We start from the raw sequence: 20,492 nt of genomic DNA, 5'->3' as shown, positions 1-20,492 counted from the left end.
GTTTGTCTGTTAAGAGCTGAAAAAAAACGACTATGTCAGTGCGTGTGAGATTGGTGTTGAGCAATTTGAGCGAGACTAAGCGCTAGCATGTCTCCGTGCTCGTGATGTGATCGGTGCCATGTGGATATATTTTCGATTGCAACTTCAAGCGACCAGCGTGGGTGCCAGTTTAATTTGTCATGGGCTCGACCACAGTCTAGGCGCAAAAGTTGTGCCTCGTGCGGTTGTTCTGCATCGATTAACGTCCACGATGCAGGTCTATGCCAACGCATTGCCATCAATTCAATGACCGAGCTTACGCTACGCGTATCAGAATCCTGGGGGCCAAAATTCCAAGCGCTTGCAAATTGATCTCCATGGTGAAAGAGATTTTCTAAGAGCAGTAGATAACCAGAGAGAGGCTCGATCACGTGTTGCCATGGTCGGATTGCCAGTGGGTTACGAATGACGACAGGCTCGCCGCTATTAAAAGCGCGTATGGCGTCGGGGATTAAACGATCTAAAGACCAGTCACCCCCACCGATAACATTTCCAGCTCTTGCCGTTGCAATTGCCGTACGACCGCCGCCTTGATTTGTCGTGAAATAGGATTTCCGATAGGCTGTGGTTACTAGCTCGGCGCAAGCTTTACTGCTGCTGTAAGGGTCATCCCCGCCCATGGGGTCTGACTCTTGGAATGGGTTGCCATGCTCTTTATTTTCATAACACTTGTCCGTCGTCACTACCAAAACGGCTCGGACATAAGGTATCTGACGGATAGCTTCAAGCACGTGCGCTGTCCCTAGGACATTCGTTGTGTATGTTTCAAGTGGATTTGCATACCCGTAACGCACCAGAGGCTGAGCTGCCATATGAATGACGATCTCGGCTTGCGAGGCACGCATCGCCTTGACGAGCGCATCAAGATCATTAATGTTGCCAAATATGGAGGTATCAATTTGGTGCTCGACACCCAAAACCTCGAACAGAGAGGGGTCAGTATTAGGCGCTAAAGAAAATCCTGTAACGTGGGCACCCATTGAAACCAGCCAGACTGAAAGCCAACTACCTTTGAAACCGGTGTGACCCGTTAGGAAAACACGCTTACCTCTCCAAAAGGCTTTGTCAACATTTGCACCAGTCATTACCAAATCTTCCATGGCGCATCACCCTTCGACCAAAGCTCTTCAAGGTAATTCTTATCGCGTAACGTGTCCATTGGCTGCCAAAAGCCACGATGAAAAAAAGCCTGCATTTCACCGCCTTTTGCCAGTGCCTCGAGAGGTTCGCGCTCCCAGATGGTGCTGTCATTTTCAATTAGAGAAAGGCATTCAGGTTTCAACACAAAGAAGCCGCCATTGATCCAATTACCATCGCCAGAGGGTTTTTCTTGAAAACTGGCGACGGAGGTACCTTGTATTTTGAGTGCGCCAAACCTGCCTGGGGGCTGAACCGCTGTCATTGACGCAACCTTGCCATGTGCCTTGTGAAAAGCGATGAGTTCGGTGATATTGACTGATGCGACGCCATCGCCATAAGTCAGACAAAAATCTCCGTCTAAATGTTCCTCGATACGCTTAATGCGCCCTCCGGTTTGGGTGAGATCGCCGGTATCCACGAGTGTTATCTTCCAGGGCTCCGCTTTTTGATGATGCACCGACACCGAGTTATTTGCTAAATCGAACGTAACATCCGACATGTGCAGGAAATAGTTGGCGAAGTACTCTTTGATCAGATAACCCTTGTAGCCACAGCAAACAATGAAGTCATTCACGCCATGGGCGGAATAGATTTTCATAATGTGCCATAAAATAGGCTTGCCACCAATTTCAATCATGGGTTTCGGTCTAATGATGGACTCTTCTGAAATTCGTGTACCGAGACCACCCGCAAGCAAAACAGCTTTCATGTTATCCTCAAAATACTTGCTATAAACGGCTAAAGAGTCTGGAATTAACTCTAAAGTCATTGAACCACGATCAACAGATGCGTGTATATGCGTTAGATTTTAAAACAGCTTTAAGATTGCTAAAAGTCGTCGTCACCAATCAAGCGCCCTAAAAATAGTTGTATCGGATAATAAACGCGCACGTGATTGATAAAGTCATAAATAGATAGGTTTTTATCGCCTCAACATTCAATGTCAATTCAAATCACACGCTCTAATAAACTGATCCACCGCATACAAGCTAAACTCAGATTAGACAAAGCCTACGACTTTCTGTCGCAAAAATATCAAAAATATCAAAGACAGCGAAGTCATCGGACGCTCAGTAGTCAACGTGCGTTAACGGTTTATTATCATCTTCAGTCTTTGAATACGCACCCATACATTGCTGAGCGCATGTATGGGGACTGTGCGCCGTTGGCCTGGTCCAACTACCCAGAAGCGGACGTCGCACATTTTTTGCAGAAACCTGAGAGTGTCGCCAAGCCCTATTTTATTGAGCCCAATGATCAAATATTGACGCCAGGTGTTTATTTTGGCGCCAGTAAACCCTTTGAGATTATAAAGCGGCTGGATGATATTAAGAGTTTAATCGCCTCTAATAACTTCAAAGGATTGTTAATTGGCGAAGACGGTTTAGAGGACCAGTTTGTTCATTATTTTGGCACGGAACTCATTCATAAGTTATACAAGTACCCGCAAATGCGTTGTATCCCAAGAAAAAAAATTAACGAAATTAAATGTCACGCTGATCAGAACGGGCGCCATTTTTTATTTTTGGCGTCTGACTATAAATTAAAAGCAATCGATTTACTAATCGAATCTTGGTTAACAATTAGGCGGCTAAATGGTGCGATCTTAACGATCGCTTGTTCGAATATTCCAGCAAAAGAATTAGATAAGTTAAGGTCTGTAAAATCAATCAAGATCATTAAAGAAGCTCCACTCTCAGCAAAAACGAAAAAAGCATTATTATCAAATGCAGATATTAGTATCTGTTTGACGCACGTCGATGGTGGCGCCAATGCATGGGAAGGTATCGAATACGGACACCCGATTGTTACCAATACCTACCATCGGAGTGATTATCTGACTAAAAATCAGAACGGGATAGTGATCGACTTCCCCAATCAATTTTATCGTTTAGGCGAATACGGCTTTCGCTTTAATAGTATTGAAGACTATATGGCTAATGTTGAATCGGAAATGGTTCAAGGCAGATATGATCTTGCAAAAGTAAGCTTGGCTGAGAAAATACAAGCATATATTGATAGTCCTGAGCTAGTCTACGAACATTCGGTCAAATCATTGCAGCTGGCCTACGAGCAGTCAGTTGCAAAATCAAACGAACGACTGCTTGAAATATACCGTGAAGGTATTGTTAAGCCATGATCACTATAAAACTGTCACTGCCTGGTTTTGAGGCTGCAGATATAAGTCAATTTATTGGTCGTACTGATAATACGGTCAGAGATTGTGTTTTTTTTATTAATCGTGATGATGTAAAAACTGCAGATTATTGGTTTTGTTTAGAAGCACCTTATAAATCTATCGAAACCTGTCATATTCAAAAGAAAAATGTATTCTTTCTCACTGCAGAAGTCGCATGGCCCCGATTTTTTTATGACGGGGAGTTAAAGAAAAATTTTTTAGCACAATTTGCCAGAGTTTATACTTGTCATGATATTTATGCTGATAATGTTTTTTTTGGATTGCCGTACTTACCATGGATGATCAATGCCAATCATGGCCAATCGATTTTTTCAGCATATGATAGGGACCGCAATTTTTTTGAGGAGCTCACTTTTCTACCCAAAACAAAGACTTTATCTGTGTTTTGTTCGAATCAGATTTGGACAGAGGAGCATCAGCTAAGGCTTAAATTTGTTAAAGCTCTGAAAGCACACTTTGGTGATCAAATTGACTGGTTTGGCAATGGAGTCCAACCGTTAGAGCAAAAATGGGAGGGCATTTCGCCTTACAAATACCATATTGCGATAGAAAACCAGTCTCGTAATAATGTCATTACCGAAAAATTATATGACGCATTCTTAGGGCTGGCGTATCCCATCTATTATGGGGCACCCAATGCAAGTGAGTACTTTGACTCAGAATCATTTTCCACTATTGATATAGTCGACTTTAAAGGCTCAATTAAAAAAATTGAGAAAATAATTGAAAGCGATTTATATGAGCAACGTTTAAACGCAATGATTGCTTCGAAGAATCTTGTGTTGAGCAAATATAATTTATTCGAGCGAATTGCGGATATTTGTCTGGTCGATCAATCGACTACGCCGCATGCAGATCAGGGGGTTAAGGAAGATGTGACCTTAATGGCGATGAATCAATTCGATGTAAAGCAAGATTTAAGTGGACTATTGAAAAAAAATAAATTTAGTCTGATTTTAAAGCGATTGTTATATTACTACCCTGGCCACTTACTGAAGAAAATCAGTACGCGTTTACTTCAGCAATACAATAAATGATGCCAAGTCAAGACATTGATGATTCAATTTCGCCAGTCTACATTTTCTGATATCAATTAAATTGGGTGATTGAAATGTCAGTATACAAAAAATCAGTTGTCTTCATTGTTTTCAATCGACCTGATAAAACAAAAGAAACACTGAATGCTCTCAGACAAGTATATTTGATTGAACAATTTAATCTAATTGTTATTCGGCAGGAAGGATCTGACGAAGTCAAACAAATCATAGACGCAATATCGTGGATTGATACAACGCACCATGTTATTACCTATCACTCACAGAGTAGCGTGAAGTACCGTATCAATAATAATGTCCGAACGGGCCTCGAAATAGCTTTTGCTAACATTGACTGCGAATATACGGTTGTTGTTGAGGATGACATCTTACTTGGCTATGATTTTTTTAATTTTTGCGATGTCATGCACGCACGTTATGCCAACGACAAAAAGTTCAGGGCAATCAATGCCTTTTCAAAAGAGCCGAAGCAACGCGATATGCTTTGGTCATATGGAAAGTTCCGCTATGGTATCGGCAAAGGCTGGTCAGTCAGTCGTTCCGCGTGGAATACCTTATCAAAGTATTGGAAGCCTGGCGTTGATCAACATTTTGATTATTTGATAGAAGAGTGGACACTTCAAGGTTTTGTTGTGATGCCGTATTGCAGTCGTTCGCTTGATATTGGTTGGGGAGAGGGAAGCTCACACGGGCCAAAGGATGAGTTTGATGAGCATTGGGTTGCGATGAGAAAGAGCTGGGTTGGTAGCAACCCGTTTCCGATTGAGGATTATCAGTGTGTTGAACACTTGCCTTTTACATGGCGAAGTGACTGCGTGTCATATGAAAATAATTTTAGTCAGCTTTTAAAGCTGTATCGTTTAAAAATCAAAATTATATTAAAGAAGTTACTACGCCGGTAGCCGGGTAACTGAAATTAATTTTTTATTATGATAATGCCAACTTTTGTAAGTAATAAAAGTAAAAATAACGCTAACAGCCTCAGTAATAATGCCTATAGACCAGATATTGATGGGCTAAGAGCCATTGCAGTGTTGCTTGTTATAGGATTTCACGCATCACCTAATTGGATAAAAGGTGGTTTTATTGGTGTAGATATATTTTTTGTTATTTCAGGCTACTTAATAACAAAAAATATTGTAGGGGATTTGAGTAAAGATAAATTTGAATTTATTGATTTTTATTCAAGACGAGCGAGAAGAATATTTCCTGCACTAATTTTGGTTTTGTTATTTAGCGGGCTAATAGGTTGGTTGTATTTATTAGGCCCTGAGTTTAAACAACTAGGAAAACATATCGCAGGCGGCACAATCTTTATTGAAAATATTTTATATTTTAATGAGGTTGGGTATTTTGATGCGGATGCATACACAAAGCCTTTGTTAAATTTATGGTCATTAGGGATAGAGGAGCAATTTTATATTTTTTGGCCATTATTTTTGTGGATATGTTGGAGAAAAAATACAAATATATATATTTGTATTTTAATAATAACAATCATTTCGTTTGGTCTTAATATTTACGAAAAAACAAATCAACACGAGGGTTTATACTATTTACCGCAGACAAGATTCTGGGAGCTCGGAGCGGGGGCATTGTTAGCATGTTTTCAAAATAAAGAGTGGTTTGTAGATAAAAACTATAAAAAAATTAAATTCTTAAATTCTTTATCATTTGAAAGTATTAAAATAAATAACAAAATTATCAATAATAATATTATTTCATTGATTGGCGCTGCTTTAATAGCATTTGGTCTATTAATGATAAATACTAAAGTGATTTTTCCAGGATGGTGGGCGTTAGCGCCTGTTATGGGTACGGTTTTAATAATACAGTCTGGGAAGAATACTTTATTAAATGAGTACGTACTGTCAAATAAAGTACTAGTTTATATAGGTTTAATAAGTTTCCCTTTGTATCTTTGGCATTGGGTGCTTTTAAGTTTTGGAAAAATTATATATGTTGAGGGATTTACTTTTGCAACTAGGCTAATACTAGTTGGGATTTCATTTTTATTTGCTTGGCTGACATATCAATACATTGAAAAACCTATTAGATATGCACATAAGGTAAAGATAAGGATAGAAATAATTTATACAATTCTAGCGTTAGTATTTATTTTTGGAATTACAATATATTTAAATAATGGATTTCCTAATCGTAAATTTGCTAAAAATTACAGTCTATTAGTATCAGCATTTAACGATTGGAATTGGAAAGAAGGAATGTTGGAGAAATCTCTCAGTAATGGGAATACGTATAACGTAACAAATAATGAAGAAGTTAAAATTGCATTCATTGGAGACTCTCATGTACAACAATTCGGTCCAAGGATTGTAAAATTATTTAAAGAAGGGGGATTTAAAAATTCCGCTTTTTATACAATTCCTGGGTGCCCACCCATTCCTAACGTTTATGATGATAAACATCCACAATGCAGAAGTTTTATTTCAAATATAAATTTATTCTTAAACGAAAACCCTCAGGTTCAAAAAATAGTTATTGGAGCTTGTTGGAATTGCTACTTTGAAACTGAGGCTAGTGAAGTTACAAACTACAATAACTTTAATTATTATTATGAAGAAAACAACATAAGATATTATTTTAGAGATATATCAAAGGAAGGCGTTAAGCAATCAAAACTAGAACTTGAAAAGTATATTTCAGAATTATCAAAAAAGTATAAGGTATATTTATTATTAGATAATCCTATGAATGATTTATTCGATCCAAGAAAAATCATAGGTAATAGATTGAACTTAATAGACCTTGAATAGATTAAAAATCACATCCCTATTTCTGGAATACAGTTCAGTTTAAATAATGAATTGAAATTGATAGCAAAAAAATCAAGTGCCTATTACTTGGATCAATTGAAATATCTATGCCCTGATAATTTATGCATAAGATTATATAATGGCGGTATGCCAGTTTATAATGATGACTCGCACTTGAGGCCTGGATATGTAATAAATGAAGTAAAAATATTTGATGGAATTTATCCAAAACCATAGATTTTTGTTTAAAAATATCTTTTAAAGTGCGTTAATTCAATAAAATCGAAAACAAAAAATGAATAATATACGTGAAAGATACATATTTAATGTGGCTTTACTAGCTGTATTAATATTAGTAATAACTGAAATATTAAGCCTATACGGCTTGATTGATTCAAAAAATATACAGGCAATTTGGATAATAGTAATAATTTTTTGGATTATTAAAGAGTGTTTTTACATTAAAAAAAATAAAAATAACTTTGTAATTAAATCAAATTTAACTGATTTTAATAATCAAAAAATCTTATATATTTATTTAGGGTACATGGTCACTGTGCTGTTAATCACAGGGGTCTTAGCGTGGTACGCCCCCCCTAATACGTATGATTCAATGACTTATCATATGAGTCGTGTGATGCATTGGATTCAAAACAGATCTGTAGATTTTTACCCCACATCAATATTAAGGCAATTATTTTCAAGCCCATGGTCAGAGTATGCCATTCTTAATTTGCAGCTATTGAGCAATTCCGATAGATATGCAAATTATGTTCAATGGTTGAGCATGGTAAGTTCATTAATAGTTGTTTCAACTATAGCAAAACAGCTTGGAGCTACTCTAAAAGGCCAAATTTATTCGGCTGTTCTTTGTGCAGCTTTACCCATGGGAATATTGCAAAGTACTTCAACACAAACAGATTATGTTGTAGCACTTTGGATAGTTTGTTTTGTACATTATTGCTTAAGTATTAGAGTAAAAATCAATTTGATTAACGCTGTAGGGGCTGGAATTTCTCTTGGTTTAGCTCTTTTAACAAAACCAACTGCGTATATTTTTTGCTTTCCATTTTTAGTTTGGCTTATTGCATCAAAAATAAGATATTTAACTTATAAAAATATTTTTTTACTGATGCTAATACCCATTGCTGTAATTTTAATAAATAGTGGGCATTATTATAGGAATTATAAGTTAGTTGGTTCGCCATTAGGTCAAACAACAGAAACTGGAAATTATTCATATGCAAGCGAAATCATAACCCCCACGACCGTCATTTCAAATTTAGTGCGAAATATAGGATTGCATATTGAAACTGGCACATTTTTAGATAAAAAAATAGAAAAAGTAATTTCTAAAATACATGCATATATTGATATTGATAAAAATGATAGAAGAATATCGTGGCCAGAATATGAATTTAAGTTGCAGGGAATAATGAAACATGAGGATTATGCAGGAAATTATGTACACGTACTTTTGTTAGCGCTAGGCATTGCAGTATATTTTTTATTTCTATCACGCAAAAGAAAAATCACTTTGTATATCTTGTGTACTCTAAGCGGATTCATTATTTTTTGTGGATATTTAAGATGGCAACCATGGCACAGTCGTTTACATCTTCCACTATTTGTAATATTGACTCCTTTTATTGGTTATATCATTGAAAAATTACAAAATTATCAAATTAAAGATATTATATTAATCAGACTCCCTTTCTTTGCACAAAAATTACCAAAATTAACTAAAATATTCTCGAAATTAGAGTTAATCCAAGTTGGAAATATTATGCTCTGTGCAGCGATATATTGGTCAATATCATTTTTAATAACATCAGTAAATAAGCCATTTTTAGGTTCGAATAGTGTATTTAATATCTCGCGAGAAGATCAGTATTTCTCTGGAAATAATAAAATTCAAAATTCTTATAAGGATGCAGCTGATTACTTAAATAAGTCAGACTGTAAGTCAATTGGATTATTGGGGTTTGGAAATGATTGGGAGTATGCCTTATTGGTTTTAATTAATAAAAATTCAACTGAGAAAAAACAAATTAATCATATTGAAGTTACTAATCAATCAATAAAAACATATTCAGACAGTAAGATTAATTCTTTGTATTCAAATTTGTGTGCATTTATTGTCCCCGCATGGGCGACAACAAATCCCGTCCTCTTAGTAAATAGAAATTTTTATATAGTTTGGAAAAGTGATGCGCTAAAAATATATATGCCAAAATAAAAAAATATCATTTGCAACTGTAATTTTTATTAATCTTTAATAATGTAAATTTAGTATTTTTAAAAATTAAATCACCCCCTCCATTGGGTCCGAATTGATTGAATAGACTTTCAAAGTTAGTTTCTGGGGGATTAATTAAAAACAGAAATTTCGGTTTATACACATTAATAATTCTGCAGCGTGTCTCAGCGGAGGTGTTTAAATCAAAAAAACTAACCATATCATTTGTTCTAGATGTGACATCTTTTACAAGGGGAGCAGGAAGCATTGTTGCAATAACTTTCCCACTGAAGGCAGGAATGATCCACGAGGAATTTAAATCTGCAATGATGAGATCGTTCAGACCTGTATATTGTTTCAAAAAAGTATAATCTGAAAAAGTTATTTCATTAAAAATTGGACGACCAATTCTAAAGCTGTTTGCGATGGTTAATGCGCGCTGAGTTGATTCCTTTATCCAGGGAGCGTTAAATATAACCAATATAATTATAAAAATTAGTTGTGTAAATAAATAAATATTGCGATTAAAGTCTTTCAACTTTAACTCATACCTGATAATGAATATTGCAATAAAAATATTTACTATTATCAATATAAAAGATATAGATCTTCCATACGCATATTTTTGAAAAAAGTAACCATATAAGTAAATGCCAATCAAGATAGTTAATGAAAATAATAAAACTCGATTTTGTTTATCGAAAATAATATTTAATATAAACGGGATTAAAATTAATGATGTCCAAATCTTTTCTAAAATATTAGAATACAAATTAATGTTTAAAGCATGATATGTATTGCCACCTGAAAACATTAAATTAACAATTGAGAAAAATGGCCAAAAACTCGCAAATAAAAAAGTAAGAAAGAAAAGTAAAGTAAAGGTAATAAGTGAAGAGATTCTTTTATCTACAAGTGATTGCGCTAACAAACCGGTAAATAAAAAAATTGTGGTGAGTGGGTGAGATAATATTGAAAAAGTGGTAATTGCTAGCAATGGAAATAGTAGAACATTTCTAGATTGTTTCGTTCTTAAAAAGTTAAGATGAAATCCAATTAAAGAAAGTCCCATTACGAATGTAGATGGCAGTGGCATTACACTTAAGAAAATTTCGCTATTGAAAAAGCCGCTAAATTGCCACGTATTTTCGCCATGCAGAAATAATATTAATAGAACTGTATAAAAACAAATATCCTTCTTATTTTTATTATCAATGGTTGAAATAAATAAATATAATCCCGTAAAAAAAAGACAGTAATTAACAATACTAAACAATGCAAGACTTGTTATTTGGTCTAATCCCACCGCTAAACCAGACAGTGCAACTAAAAAGGTGTACGGATTTAAGAAAACATGGGGATCTGTCGTTAAAAACTGTGGGTGCCCAGGACTAAAGGGGTTATTCATGAAGGCTCGTATATCTGAGGCATGCTCCCAGAAATCATCAACCCAAATCCCATTCGTGGAATTAACTGTAATTTTGAATAGAAGAATGATAAAAAGCAAAGACAGCCTATTCTTGATCATATAATCAATAAATGATTGGCCCACGATTTTAAAACTAGGTAAAATATTCATTTAAAAGCTTTAAGATTAAACTGTTGTAATGATGATATTTAAAAAATGAATGTTTAATATAAATTAAAGTCCCTAGATTCACAGTCTACTGTTATTATTTATCTAACAATATATTCTCAGGGTGCAGCGTTTTTAATCGCAAAAATGATATGAATACATTTGAATCCGAAGCAATTGATTATCGCTCAGAGCGGCTTAAATATTGGAATGATATAAATGCATTTGCTCCCCGAGCTCAGTCAGCTTATTATCGAAGAAAACTAATATCAACCTATCGTCAATTAGTTCCAGAAAATTTAAGTATTCTAGAGTTAGGTTGTGGTCAAGGGGATCTTCTTTTTGCCTTAAATCCAAGTCATGGAGTAGGTGTTGATTTTTCAAAGTCAGCTATTGACCGAGCGATTTCGTTTCACCCACATTTAGAATTTATTCTTGCAGATGCTCAGAATGTTGAACTAGGTGAAAGATACTTTGATTATATTATCGTTTCGGAATTAGTAAACGATGTTTGGGATGTGCAAACTCTTCTTGAATCGTTAAAAAAATACTGTTCCCCTAGCACTCGCGTAATCTTCAATTTTTACAGCCATCTCTGGAATATCCCTCTCGCCATTGCTGGCAAGATAGGCGTGGCCTCTCCAAAATTAGCTCAAAATTGGTTGGCCCCTCAAGACATGAAAAATCTGCTTGAGATATCTGGCTTTCAGCCGCTAAGACATTGGACTGAAGTACTGATACCCATACGCATCCCTTTTATTTCAGATTTCTCAAACCGTTATTTAACCAAACTATTCCCCTTTCGCTATTTATCCATGGCCAACTTCATGGTTGCGCGACCGCTTTTAGTGCCAAAAGTGATCACGCCTAGTGTTTCTGTAATTGTTGCTGCACGCAATGAGTCTGGTCATATCAAAGAACTCATCGCGCGCATCCCAGAGATGGGGGCAGGAACAGAAATCATCTTTGTCGAAGGACATTCCTCTGACGACACGTATGAAGTGATTGAAAGAGAAATTGCAGCCCATACAAACAAACAATGTAAGTTGATCAAGCAACAAGGCAAAGGGAAGGGTGATGCGGTCAGAGCAGGTTTTGATCTTGCAAAAGGCGATGTGCTGATGATTTTGGACGCTGACATTACTGTACCTCCAGAAGATCTGCCTCGATTCTATGCGCTAATCGCAAATGGCGATGCAGAATTCGTTAATGGCGTTCGCTTAGTCTATCCAATGGAAGGTGATGCAATGCGTTTTGCAAATCTTATTGGAAATAAGTTTTTTTCCTGGGCGTTTAGTTGGCTACTGGGGCAATCAATTAGAGACACTCTGTGCGGAACAAAAGTACTTTGGCGTGAGGACTATAACCGGATTGCTGAAAATAGATCCTATTTTGGTGACTTTGATCCTTTTGGAGATTTTGATTTGCTTTTTGGTGCAGCTCGACTGAACCTCAAAATCCTTGAAGTTCCAATTCGTTATAGGGCTAGACGCTATGGAGAAACAAATATATCGCGCTGGAAGCACGGGTGGTTGTTGTTAAGGATGGTGGCATTCGCTGCGCGTCGTATTAAATTTATTTAATGAATATTCTGGTCAATAATTTCTTCGAGATCTTTTTTGAAATGCATCACTCCTTGTGGAGTCAAATGATAGGTATCCTCATAGAGCATGACTCCATCAATGATGCTGTGACATAACAATCCATCACATAATTTATCAGATGGAGAGTAAAGGCGTATACGCTCACTAGACAGGTTGTCGAAGACTTGATTGATGAATTGAGTTTTTTGCTCAAACTCTTGTTGAGATGTTGTGACTTCACCTTTAGATAGGCCGATCAAATCAACTACTCTTATTTGAGGATTTCTAGGAAGATCGGGCCAGCCCTTAACAACAATCACGTTGGCAACCGCCGACAATCGCTCAAGCGTATCAGGTAAATGAGTCATTAACACTTTTCTGGTGGAAGCCTGATTTGCAATTTCACTAGTTACATCCGTAAAAAATTCCTTATTGCCAAAGACGGACCAAGCCGCAGAAATCACAATTAAATCAGGCTTGAGTTGACGGATAAAATCAATAATCTCACCTTGAATAACACCGTCAGCACAATACTTTTTACTTGCTTCAAATGTAAAAAAGGTTTTGCGAGCCTGGATAATTGGTGGGCAAGAAAGATGTGAGAGACTCACAACTGCATAATTATTTTCTTTAGCAATTGTTGCAAAAACAGGAAGTAAAGACGCAACCGATGAATCACCCCAAAGCAGGATTGTCTTTTGTGGCTTTTTAGAAGCATAACGTTTGCAAAACTGTAGGGCAGGAGAGTTGATAGCTGTTTGATTAAACACCTCTTGACATGAAGTCTCAGGCGGAAAATAAATATTTAAAAATGGCGCTGTTTGCTCGCTCGCCTGGACCACTAGACGGCTTTTAATCCCTTGATTGTAAAACACCCAATAACCAACTGCGCTAAACAAAAACATTAATACTAAAAGCCAGGAAAAAATAAATGATCTATTGTTGTTACTTTGACGTAATGGTTTTTCTACAAAGACATATGTCATCCACGCTAATAAAAAAGATAAACTAACAATTAATAAACGTAAAAAAACTGTTGGTGTTTGATTTTCTATAATTCGAGTAAAAGACAAGAGTGGCCAATGCCAAAGGTAGAGTGGGTAGCTAATGAGACCGATTCCTACCATGACTCTATTCGAAAGAAAGATACGATTGATCCACCCTGATGGGCCTGCAAGTACAACGAGAGCGGCGCCTAAAACTGGCAAGAGCGCCCAAGCGCCTGGAAAAGCACGTTCTTTATCTATTAAAAATAAAGCACATATAATTAAAAAAATTCCAAGAAAAGATAAACTGTTCTGTGAGAATTGTGAAATTAATCTATTGTTTGCATAAGAGTTTCTTTGATGCCACAAGGCAATCAAAGACCCCATCAATAACTCCCAAAATCTAGTGAGTGGGGAGTAAAACGCAGCAGTAGGGTTAACCGTAGTTTGGTGTAAATTGAATACAAATGAAAGTAGACAAGTAACAATAATGAACCATTTGATGTTTAATTTCTTTTTCCAAAGGAATAATAAAAGCAAAGGCCAAAAAATATAAAACTGCTCTTCTATGCCTAAAGACCATAAATGCAGCAAAGGTTTTGTAACTACAGCATTATCAAAATATCCACTCTCACTCCATAAGACGAGATTTAACAAAAAACCAGCACTCGCTACTACATGCTTGCCTAACTGAGCATACTCGTCAGCTAGCAGGACTACCCATCCTACTGTTAAGCAGAAAGCTAAAACAATCAAAAGAGCTGGGAATATGCGACGAATTCGTCTTTCATAAAAGTGACGAAGACTAAAGGAATTTACAGAGAGCTCTGAAAAAATTATTCCAGAAATCAGATAGCCTGAAATTACAAAAAAAATATCAACACCTATAAAACCACCAGGCAATCGTCCTGGAAAAGCATGGTAGATCACTACTGCCAATACAGCTAAGGCACGTAATCCATCAATGTCTGCGCGATAAGCTTTGTATTCGTATTTACTTTGCATGAGCAAAATATCTGTTGTCAAGAAGCTTGCTAGTGTTCACAACACTAAACACACCTAACAAAATTAATAAAAAGAGCGTACAGAGTTGTTTTTTTAAATTGGCCGAAACGGTCAAGTCTGCAAATGCATAGGCCAGCATGATGACAGGAATCAAAAAATATCTTCCAACAACTCCATGCACAACCACAGCGGGATGCGGCGTCCATGTCACTAACAGGGCAAAATAAATCAATAATATCGACCCTACTGAACAAATCACAAGCAATAGCCTAGCCTCAAGGTGAATATGCAAATTACGGAAGGTCATCGAAAGTAATGTAATCAGTGCGGTCAATCCTAATAAGTAGATATACTCTTTCCCTACAAAAGGTGTATCAAGCCAACCCAACATGCCAAAAAAACTACTTAGATATGAGCGCCAAGTTTCTGCGCTACTCAATGTTGTCTTCAAAACAACAACAAACTCCAAAGGGTTATCTAAATACCAACTGACAATGACGGATGTAGGTGCCCCAAGCTTGACACGACCATCCACACTCGTTGATACAGCAATTATCTGCCAAATAATGACAACGAGAGCGGCAAGAATAGTTAGATAAAAGTAGCGCGGCTTGCGCATGAAGTATCCACAGCTAGCCACTAAAAGAATCAAAGAAAATTGCTGAACACGACTTGATGCCAATAGCAGCCATGCAATCATTAAAGTATAAAAAAGCCACTTTGCTGATTGCTCTTTGTTTTCTGTAATTTTTAAAAATGCAGAAATAAGAAAAATTGAAATTGCGGTTGCGATACCATCTAAGCTTGCTGAAGCAAGCTGAAATAAACTCATCGGGATGACAAGCAATGCCATGACGAGATAAGGTGGTTGATAAAGCTGAAATGAAAAGTGAAGAATCCCGCAGATCGCAAGTAACAATAGTGCCCTTGTGAGCTTATAGGTCGCATCAACCGACAGATTAAGATGCTCACCCATTAAAAGCCCTAGAGCATGTATGCTGTAAATGGCTGGGAAATAAAAAGCCATACCTGGAGCACGATTAAATTCTGTTGTCCCAGTCCATTCTATTTTCTTGGCAGCAGCCAGTTCAGACTCTGAAATTTTGCGATCAGGATTAAAAGGTATCGGTCTAAAGACATCCATGTACCGAGCGAGGCCAGAGTCAATGAAGCCACCCGACACTTCATCTTTGGGAACTTCAAGAACAATCACACCTTTACCAAATAAATAGGCTCTGGTGACATGCTCAAATTCATCTGGTGATTGGAAGGGAGGAATGAATGTAGATAAAAAATTACACACTACAAATAACAAAGCTACAAATATTATATTTTTACGGCTATTAGCTTTTGTTGTAGTGATCGCTGCATTTTTGTCAGTCATGAAATGCACTCATTCATTTCAAAAGCATATCTAAAAAAATAGGAACTTAATTGAGCATTGCTTCAAGCTGGGACACGCAGACTTCTTTAGAAAAATGCTGCTTCGCATATTGCTTCCCTGACAATCCTATACGATCAAACTCCGATTCTCGCGAAAGCAAATCTTTCATCGCGCTGACACACTCTTGCACATCAGCAGAGTTTGCTGAAACACCACAATTTGCATCCGATATCATCTGATGCGCATCACTTGTTGTATGAAGAAAGGCAGCCACTGGCAATCCAGCAGCCATGTGCCCTAATATTTTCCCCGGCACGACTGGGGTTTGATTCTGTGGGCTCAAACATACGAGCCCGATACTGCAGGCGCTGAGTAAATCTGGATAAATATCTCGTGAGATAAAACCCTCAAATCGCACATTTGCTAGCCCTTTTGTCTTTACAAGCGCTTGGAGCCTTTCCTTTTCTTTACCATCACCGACCAGTAAAAATAAAAGATTCGTGTTCTCTTGCATCTGCTCAGCAATCATTAAAATCAGATCAAGATACTGTGAAGGCCCCATCACACCAGCAAATACAGCAACATGCTTCTGATGAATCGCCCACTTTTGCTTAAAGTTTACTGTCGAATGTTCAGAGCTATGGTGTTCAACATCCACCCAATTATGTAGAAGCTTGAGTTTTGATTCGATCTTGTCTTGCTGCTCCAAAAGCATCTTTCGATTACCCTCGGAATGAACGGTGACGATGTCAGCAGTTTTATAGGCATACTTCTCTAATGCTTTAAAAAACTTAATTTGAGCATTACTGCGCAAAATACCAAGATCAATGGCGTTCTGGGGGAATAAGTCTTGGATATTCAAGATATTTCTCACCCCATATTTTCTAAGCCAACTTCCGACGAGCGCTAGAGGCAAAGGAGGGCTGTATACAACAACTGCGTCGGTCTTAATTTTGTAACGTCTAAGTTTGAGTAAAAACTGTAGTGGCATTAATAATTGAGATAATCCACGCACAATGTAATTGACGTTATGGTGAGGCAAGGTTTTGACTCGAATCACGTTAATCGCGTCTTCAATTTCAAACTCACTAAATTTTTTGTGTTCGATTGCCTGATCTAAATTGTATTCGGGCCAAGTAGTAATCACTGTGACGTCATGGCCTCGATGTTTAAGCTCTTGTGCAAGCTCAAGCATCAGATGAGAGGCGGAGCGAATCTCCGGTGGATACGAATCGGTAACAAGTAGTACTTTCACTTTGAACCAATGGTAATGATAGTTGCGGTTGCTAAAGCGCGCTCAATGGCAAAAATGACGTCCATTGTTTCGAAGGATTCATTTAATGAAACAACGGGTGATTCAGTTCCCTTTACGCAGTTCACAAAGTGCATCAGCTCTTGTGAATATCCCATTTCTTGTCCGCTGGTCTTAAAGCTTTCTGACCTACCGCCTTTATGAAACTCGCTTACCCGAAAATCTTTTGAAACAATCGTTTTCTCATCAAAAAATATTTCAGTCATTTCTCGGGAGTACGCTTTATCACCGGACGCAGAGTAAATCATAGAGCCGACAGAACCATCGCTCAGTTTAAAACTGATGGCGATATTGTCATTATTAACCGCACTTCGGTTATCGCCAGAAATCCTTTCTGCCGATACTCGCACAATAGATGCTTTTGCCAAGCATTGAATAAAATCAATAAAGTGAGACATTTCGCCCACGACGCGGCTTCGACCTTCATCTTCTGAGTGAACCCAGTGCGAGACAGGAATAAATCCTGTGTTAATGCGCATTTGTAAAACCAGCGGTCCTTGACGGTCAGCCAACCACTTTTGCATTTGCACTGCGTGCGGTGAAAATCTTCTGTTGTGCCCAACAAATACTAAAGGTAGTGAGGTAGCCTTGGATGCAGACTCGCGCAAATTCGTGAGCTCTTCAACGCTTACGCAAATTGGCTTTTCCAGAAATAGCGCTTTCCTTTTTTTTATTGCAGAAGTCACAAGCTGTGCATGTTGGCTGTGAGGTGTAAGCCCAATCACGGCATCTAACTCAGAATTTTCCCAGACACTATCCGTATCGGTAGATTGATTTAAAAATCCGAATTTACGTGCACTGTGCTCAACACTCGCTCCAGAACCTGTTACCAGGGTATGAAGGATAACGCCAGGCTGTGACTTTAGAGCAGGCAGGAGTAAAGCTTTTCCAAATAATCCAGCGCCAATCACACCAATTTGTATCTTGTCTGCGTTGCGAGGCATGACCTGCACTGGGGCTAATGTCATTGTTCGTGCAATGTGTGCTGTCTCTGGATAATTCAGCAATACGCCTATAGGCTGAATGAGGCTGCCTGCAACGAATTGTCCATATACACTCTCGGCCTCTTCGATGGCGAACCGATGTGTAATTAGGGACAACACATCCACTTTTTTGTCTGCAATTAAACGTAGAAATTCTTGCAAATTACGTTTTTGTGTCCAACGAACATCGCCAATCGGAAGATCAACACCTTCTATTTCATATATGGGGTCTAAGGATCCAGGGCCTGCTGCTCGTGAAACGACGAGTTCGATCTCTTTGAGCCACAGCTCATTTCTATCAGGATGAATATCTGCAGTGCCAACGATGACGATTCGCCCTTTGGTGCGACATAACTTAATCGACTGATCAACCAAGCTCCGATCTTTGCTCGCTGCAGTAATGATGACTGCATCAGCTCCATATCCTAAAGTTTTGTGATTAGAAATTTGCAATAAATCTTCTGCATTCGTCGTAACGTTCGCAAATCCTAATTGCTTGGCAAGTTCTACCTTGTCCAGCGCAGGATCTATCGCAAGCACTTCACAGCCGTAAGCGCGAAGAATTTGGATCGTCAATAAACCCAACAATCCTAGACCCATCACAACGACATGTGAACCGAATGTCAGATTGGCACTACGCACACCATGCAATGCGATGATGCCCAGCATTCCAAATGCCGCCTCATCATCCGTCACACCCTTGGGAATCTGTGCGGCCAGATTGACAGGGATTGAGACAAATTCAGCATGTGAAGCAAACCCCTGTCCTACACACGCCACTCTGTCGCCTGGAGAAAATTCGGTTGCAGCGGTTCCGCATTGCTCAACGACGCCAGCACTGCTGTACCCCAGAGGCGTAGGCGTATCTAGGCGTCCCATGGCCTCTTGCCATGTTTTAAGTAAGCCTTCTTTTTTGGCTTTATCCCAAGCACGACGAACGAGATCTGGCCGTGAGGCGGCCTTACCTAGCAACGATTTCCGGCCCAGTTCAATTGTTGAGCGTTCTGTGCCTAGACTGATGATCGAGTGACTGTTACGGACCAGAATACGTTTGCTGCCACACTGTGGCACTGGGACTTCACGCAGTGTGACTTCTCCAGTCTTGTAACTTTGGACAACCTGTTTCATTCGCGTTCAGCGTCTTGACGTAAAACATAATTTTTAACAGCAGAGGACATACCTGGAGGAAACTCTGCATCACGAGAAATATCTTCCCAATTATCCTTAAACCATTGAATGGTTGTTTTGAGACCATCTTCAAACGTTGTCTTAGGATCGTATCCAAGTAACTCTCGTGCGCGGTCAACGCTTGCAAGCAGTCTGGACTTTGTGTCCCATTTGCGTCGATCGGTGTAAAGCAGTCCTGCCTTATTACCCGTTAATTCATTAATCATCTCTGCCATCTGAACGATTTCCGTCTCTGTGGCGGATGCAATATTCATCTCAGCACCGATTGCCTCTTCAACAACACCGGCACGTAAAAGTGCATCAACAATATCCATGACATACGTAAAGTCACGCGTCATTTTTCCATCACCAGTAATTGGTAATGGCTGACCTTTCATTGCCCAATAAATAAAGTTGGGAATGACGTTGCGATACTGCCCAGGGACTTCGCCTGGTCCATATGAATTAAAAAAGCGAGTTTTTACAACAGGCAGGCCATAATGATGCCAATAAAAATTACAGTACAACTCCCCTGCCATCTTGGAGATTTGGTAAGGTGTCGTGAGGTGCATGGAAACAAAGTCTTCTTTTAGCGGAAGTGGCGCCTGTGCACCGTATATCGCACAGCCAGAGCCCGCGTATACAAATCTTTTGAGACCGCCTTGGAGTACAGCGTATTCCAGCATCTTGACCGTACCAAGCTGGCTCACCAATAAATCTTTTTCTGGATAATCTACGGAATTTTGATTGGCGAAAAAAGCGGCCAAATGAAAGATGTAATCAGGCTTTTCATGAAAAACCCTTTTTAAATCAATGTCATTAGTAATGCTGCCTTTTACAAACAAGACATTGGGCAGGTTAGGAATGCTCCACTGGTATGACGCGGATAAATCATCAAGAATGATTACCTTTGCGGCACCCGCGTGAGCGAGTGCTCGTGTCAAGTTGCTACCGATTGCACCAGCACCACCCGTGATTAAGATGGTTTTATCTTTATAAGATTCGTTAACGATCACTCTAAACATCCTAATTTACATTCACATAGC

Annotated in this window: 14 protein-coding genes; 6 read left to right on the top strand and 8 right to left on the bottom strand. The window is 38.4% G+C overall.

All coding sequences use genetic code 11. The features are described 5' to 3' along the window. Nucleotides 1–35: 35 nt before the first annotated feature. Nucleotides 36–1,139, bottom strand: a complete 1,104-nt coding sequence (rfbG, locus tag WBJ47_RS05015; protein WP_422245947.1) for a CDP-glucose 4,6-dehydratase — start codon at nt 1,137–1,139, stop codon at nt 36–38. Continuing rightward, a complete protein-coding gene (gene rfbF, locus WBJ47_RS05010; RefSeq protein ID WP_422245949.1) occupies nt 1,124–1,888 on the bottom strand; it encodes a glucose-1-phosphate cytidylyltransferase in 765 nt (254 codons plus the stop codon). The genes rfbG and rfbF overlap by 16 nt, the downstream gene beginning before the upstream one ends. Nucleotides 1,889–2,119: 231 nt before the next feature. On the opposite strand from rfbF, the gene WBJ47_RS05005 reads away from it, so the two are divergent. From WBJ47_RS05005 to WBJ47_RS04985, 5 genes are all read left to right on the top strand, one after another. Further along, nucleotides 2,120–3,319 carry a hypothetical protein gene (locus tag WBJ47_RS05005; RefSeq protein WP_422245951.1) on the top strand — a complete coding sequence of 400 codons (1,200 nt, stop codon included), beginning with the start codon at nt 2,120–2,122 and terminating at the stop codon, nt 3,317–3,319. After that, nucleotides 3,316–4,416, top strand: a complete 1,101-nt coding sequence (locus WBJ47_RS05000; RefSeq protein ID WP_422245952.1) for a glycosyltransferase family 10 domain-containing protein — start codon at nt 3,316–3,318, stop codon at nt 4,414–4,416. The genes WBJ47_RS05005 and WBJ47_RS05000 overlap by 4 nt, the downstream gene beginning before the upstream one ends. A 74-nt stretch (nt 4,417–4,490) precedes the next feature. Further along, the gene (locus WBJ47_RS04995; RefSeq protein WP_422245954.1) at nt 4,491–5,336 is read left to right on the top strand and encodes a hypothetical protein; all 846 of its coding nucleotides are present in this window, start codon (nt 4,491–4,493) and stop codon (nt 5,334–5,336) included. A 33-nt stretch (nt 5,337–5,369) separates the two neighbouring features. Continuing rightward, a complete protein-coding gene (locus WBJ47_RS04990) occupies nt 5,370–7,211 on the top strand; it encodes an acyltransferase family protein (protein WP_422245956.1) in 1,842 nt (613 codons plus the stop codon). 295 nt (nt 7,212–7,506) lie between these two features. After that, nucleotides 7,507–9,450: an ArnT family glycosyltransferase gene (locus WBJ47_RS04985; protein ID WP_422245958.1), complete on the top strand. Its 1,944-nt coding sequence runs from the start codon at nt 7,507–7,509 to the stop codon at nt 9,448–9,450. 7 nt (nt 9,451–9,457) lie between these two features. Here WBJ47_RS04985 and WBJ47_RS04980 read toward each other — a convergent pair whose 3' ends face one another. Then, nucleotides 9,458–10,858: a hypothetical protein gene (locus WBJ47_RS04980; protein WP_422245960.1), complete on the bottom strand. Its 1,401-nt coding sequence runs from the start codon at nt 10,856–10,858 to the stop codon at nt 9,458–9,460. Between the two features lie 320 nt (nt 10,859–11,178). Between WBJ47_RS04980 and WBJ47_RS04975 the strand changes: the two genes are divergently transcribed. Then, nucleotides 11,179–12,609: a glycosyltransferase gene (locus WBJ47_RS04975; RefSeq protein ID WP_422245961.1), complete on the top strand. Its 1,431-nt coding sequence runs from the start codon at nt 11,179–11,181 to the stop codon at nt 12,607–12,609. Here WBJ47_RS04975 and WBJ47_RS04970 read toward each other — a convergent pair. Genes WBJ47_RS04970 through WBJ47_RS04950 form a run of 5 tightly spaced genes read right to left on the bottom strand, consistent with a single transcriptional unit; the run spans nt 12,606 to nt 20,471 of the window. Then, a complete protein-coding gene (locus WBJ47_RS04970; protein WP_422245963.1) occupies nt 12,606–14,621 on the bottom strand; it encodes an acyltransferase family protein in 2,016 nt (671 codons plus the stop codon). The genes WBJ47_RS04975 and WBJ47_RS04970 overlap by 4 nt on opposite strands. After that, nucleotides 14,590–15,984: a DUF2142 domain-containing protein gene (locus tag WBJ47_RS04965; protein WP_422245964.1), complete on the bottom strand. Its 1,395-nt coding sequence runs from the start codon at nt 15,982–15,984 to the stop codon at nt 14,590–14,592. The genes WBJ47_RS04970 and WBJ47_RS04965 overlap by 32 nt, the downstream gene beginning before the upstream one ends. A 46-nt stretch (nt 15,985–16,030) precedes the next feature. Next, complete coding sequence (locus WBJ47_RS04960; protein WP_422245966.1) at nt 16,031–17,239, bottom strand: glycosyltransferase family 4 protein; 1,209 nt, start codon at nt 17,237–17,239, stop codon at nt 16,031–16,033. Beyond that, on the bottom strand, nt 17,236–19,407 hold the full coding sequence (locus WBJ47_RS04955; protein ID WP_422245968.1) for a bi-domain-containing oxidoreductase: 2,172 nt from the start codon (nt 19,405–19,407) through the stop codon (nt 17,236–17,238). Before WBJ47_RS04955 ends, WBJ47_RS04960 begins: the two co-directional genes overlap by 4 nt. Continuing rightward, the gene (locus WBJ47_RS04950) at nt 19,404–20,471 is read right to left on the bottom strand and encodes an NAD-dependent epimerase/dehydratase family protein (RefSeq protein WP_422245970.1); all 1,068 of its coding nucleotides are present in this window, start codon (nt 20,469–20,471) and stop codon (nt 19,404–19,406) included. The genes WBJ47_RS04955 and WBJ47_RS04950 overlap by 4 nt, the downstream gene beginning before the upstream one ends. Nucleotides 20,472–20,492 lie beyond the last annotated feature (21 nt).

The organism is Zwartia sp., assembly GCF_049655405.1.
Taxonomy (GTDB): Bacteria; Pseudomonadota; Gammaproteobacteria; order Burkholderiales; family Burkholderiaceae_B; genus Zwartia.
This window is presented reverse-complemented; position numbering and strand designations above follow the sequence as displayed.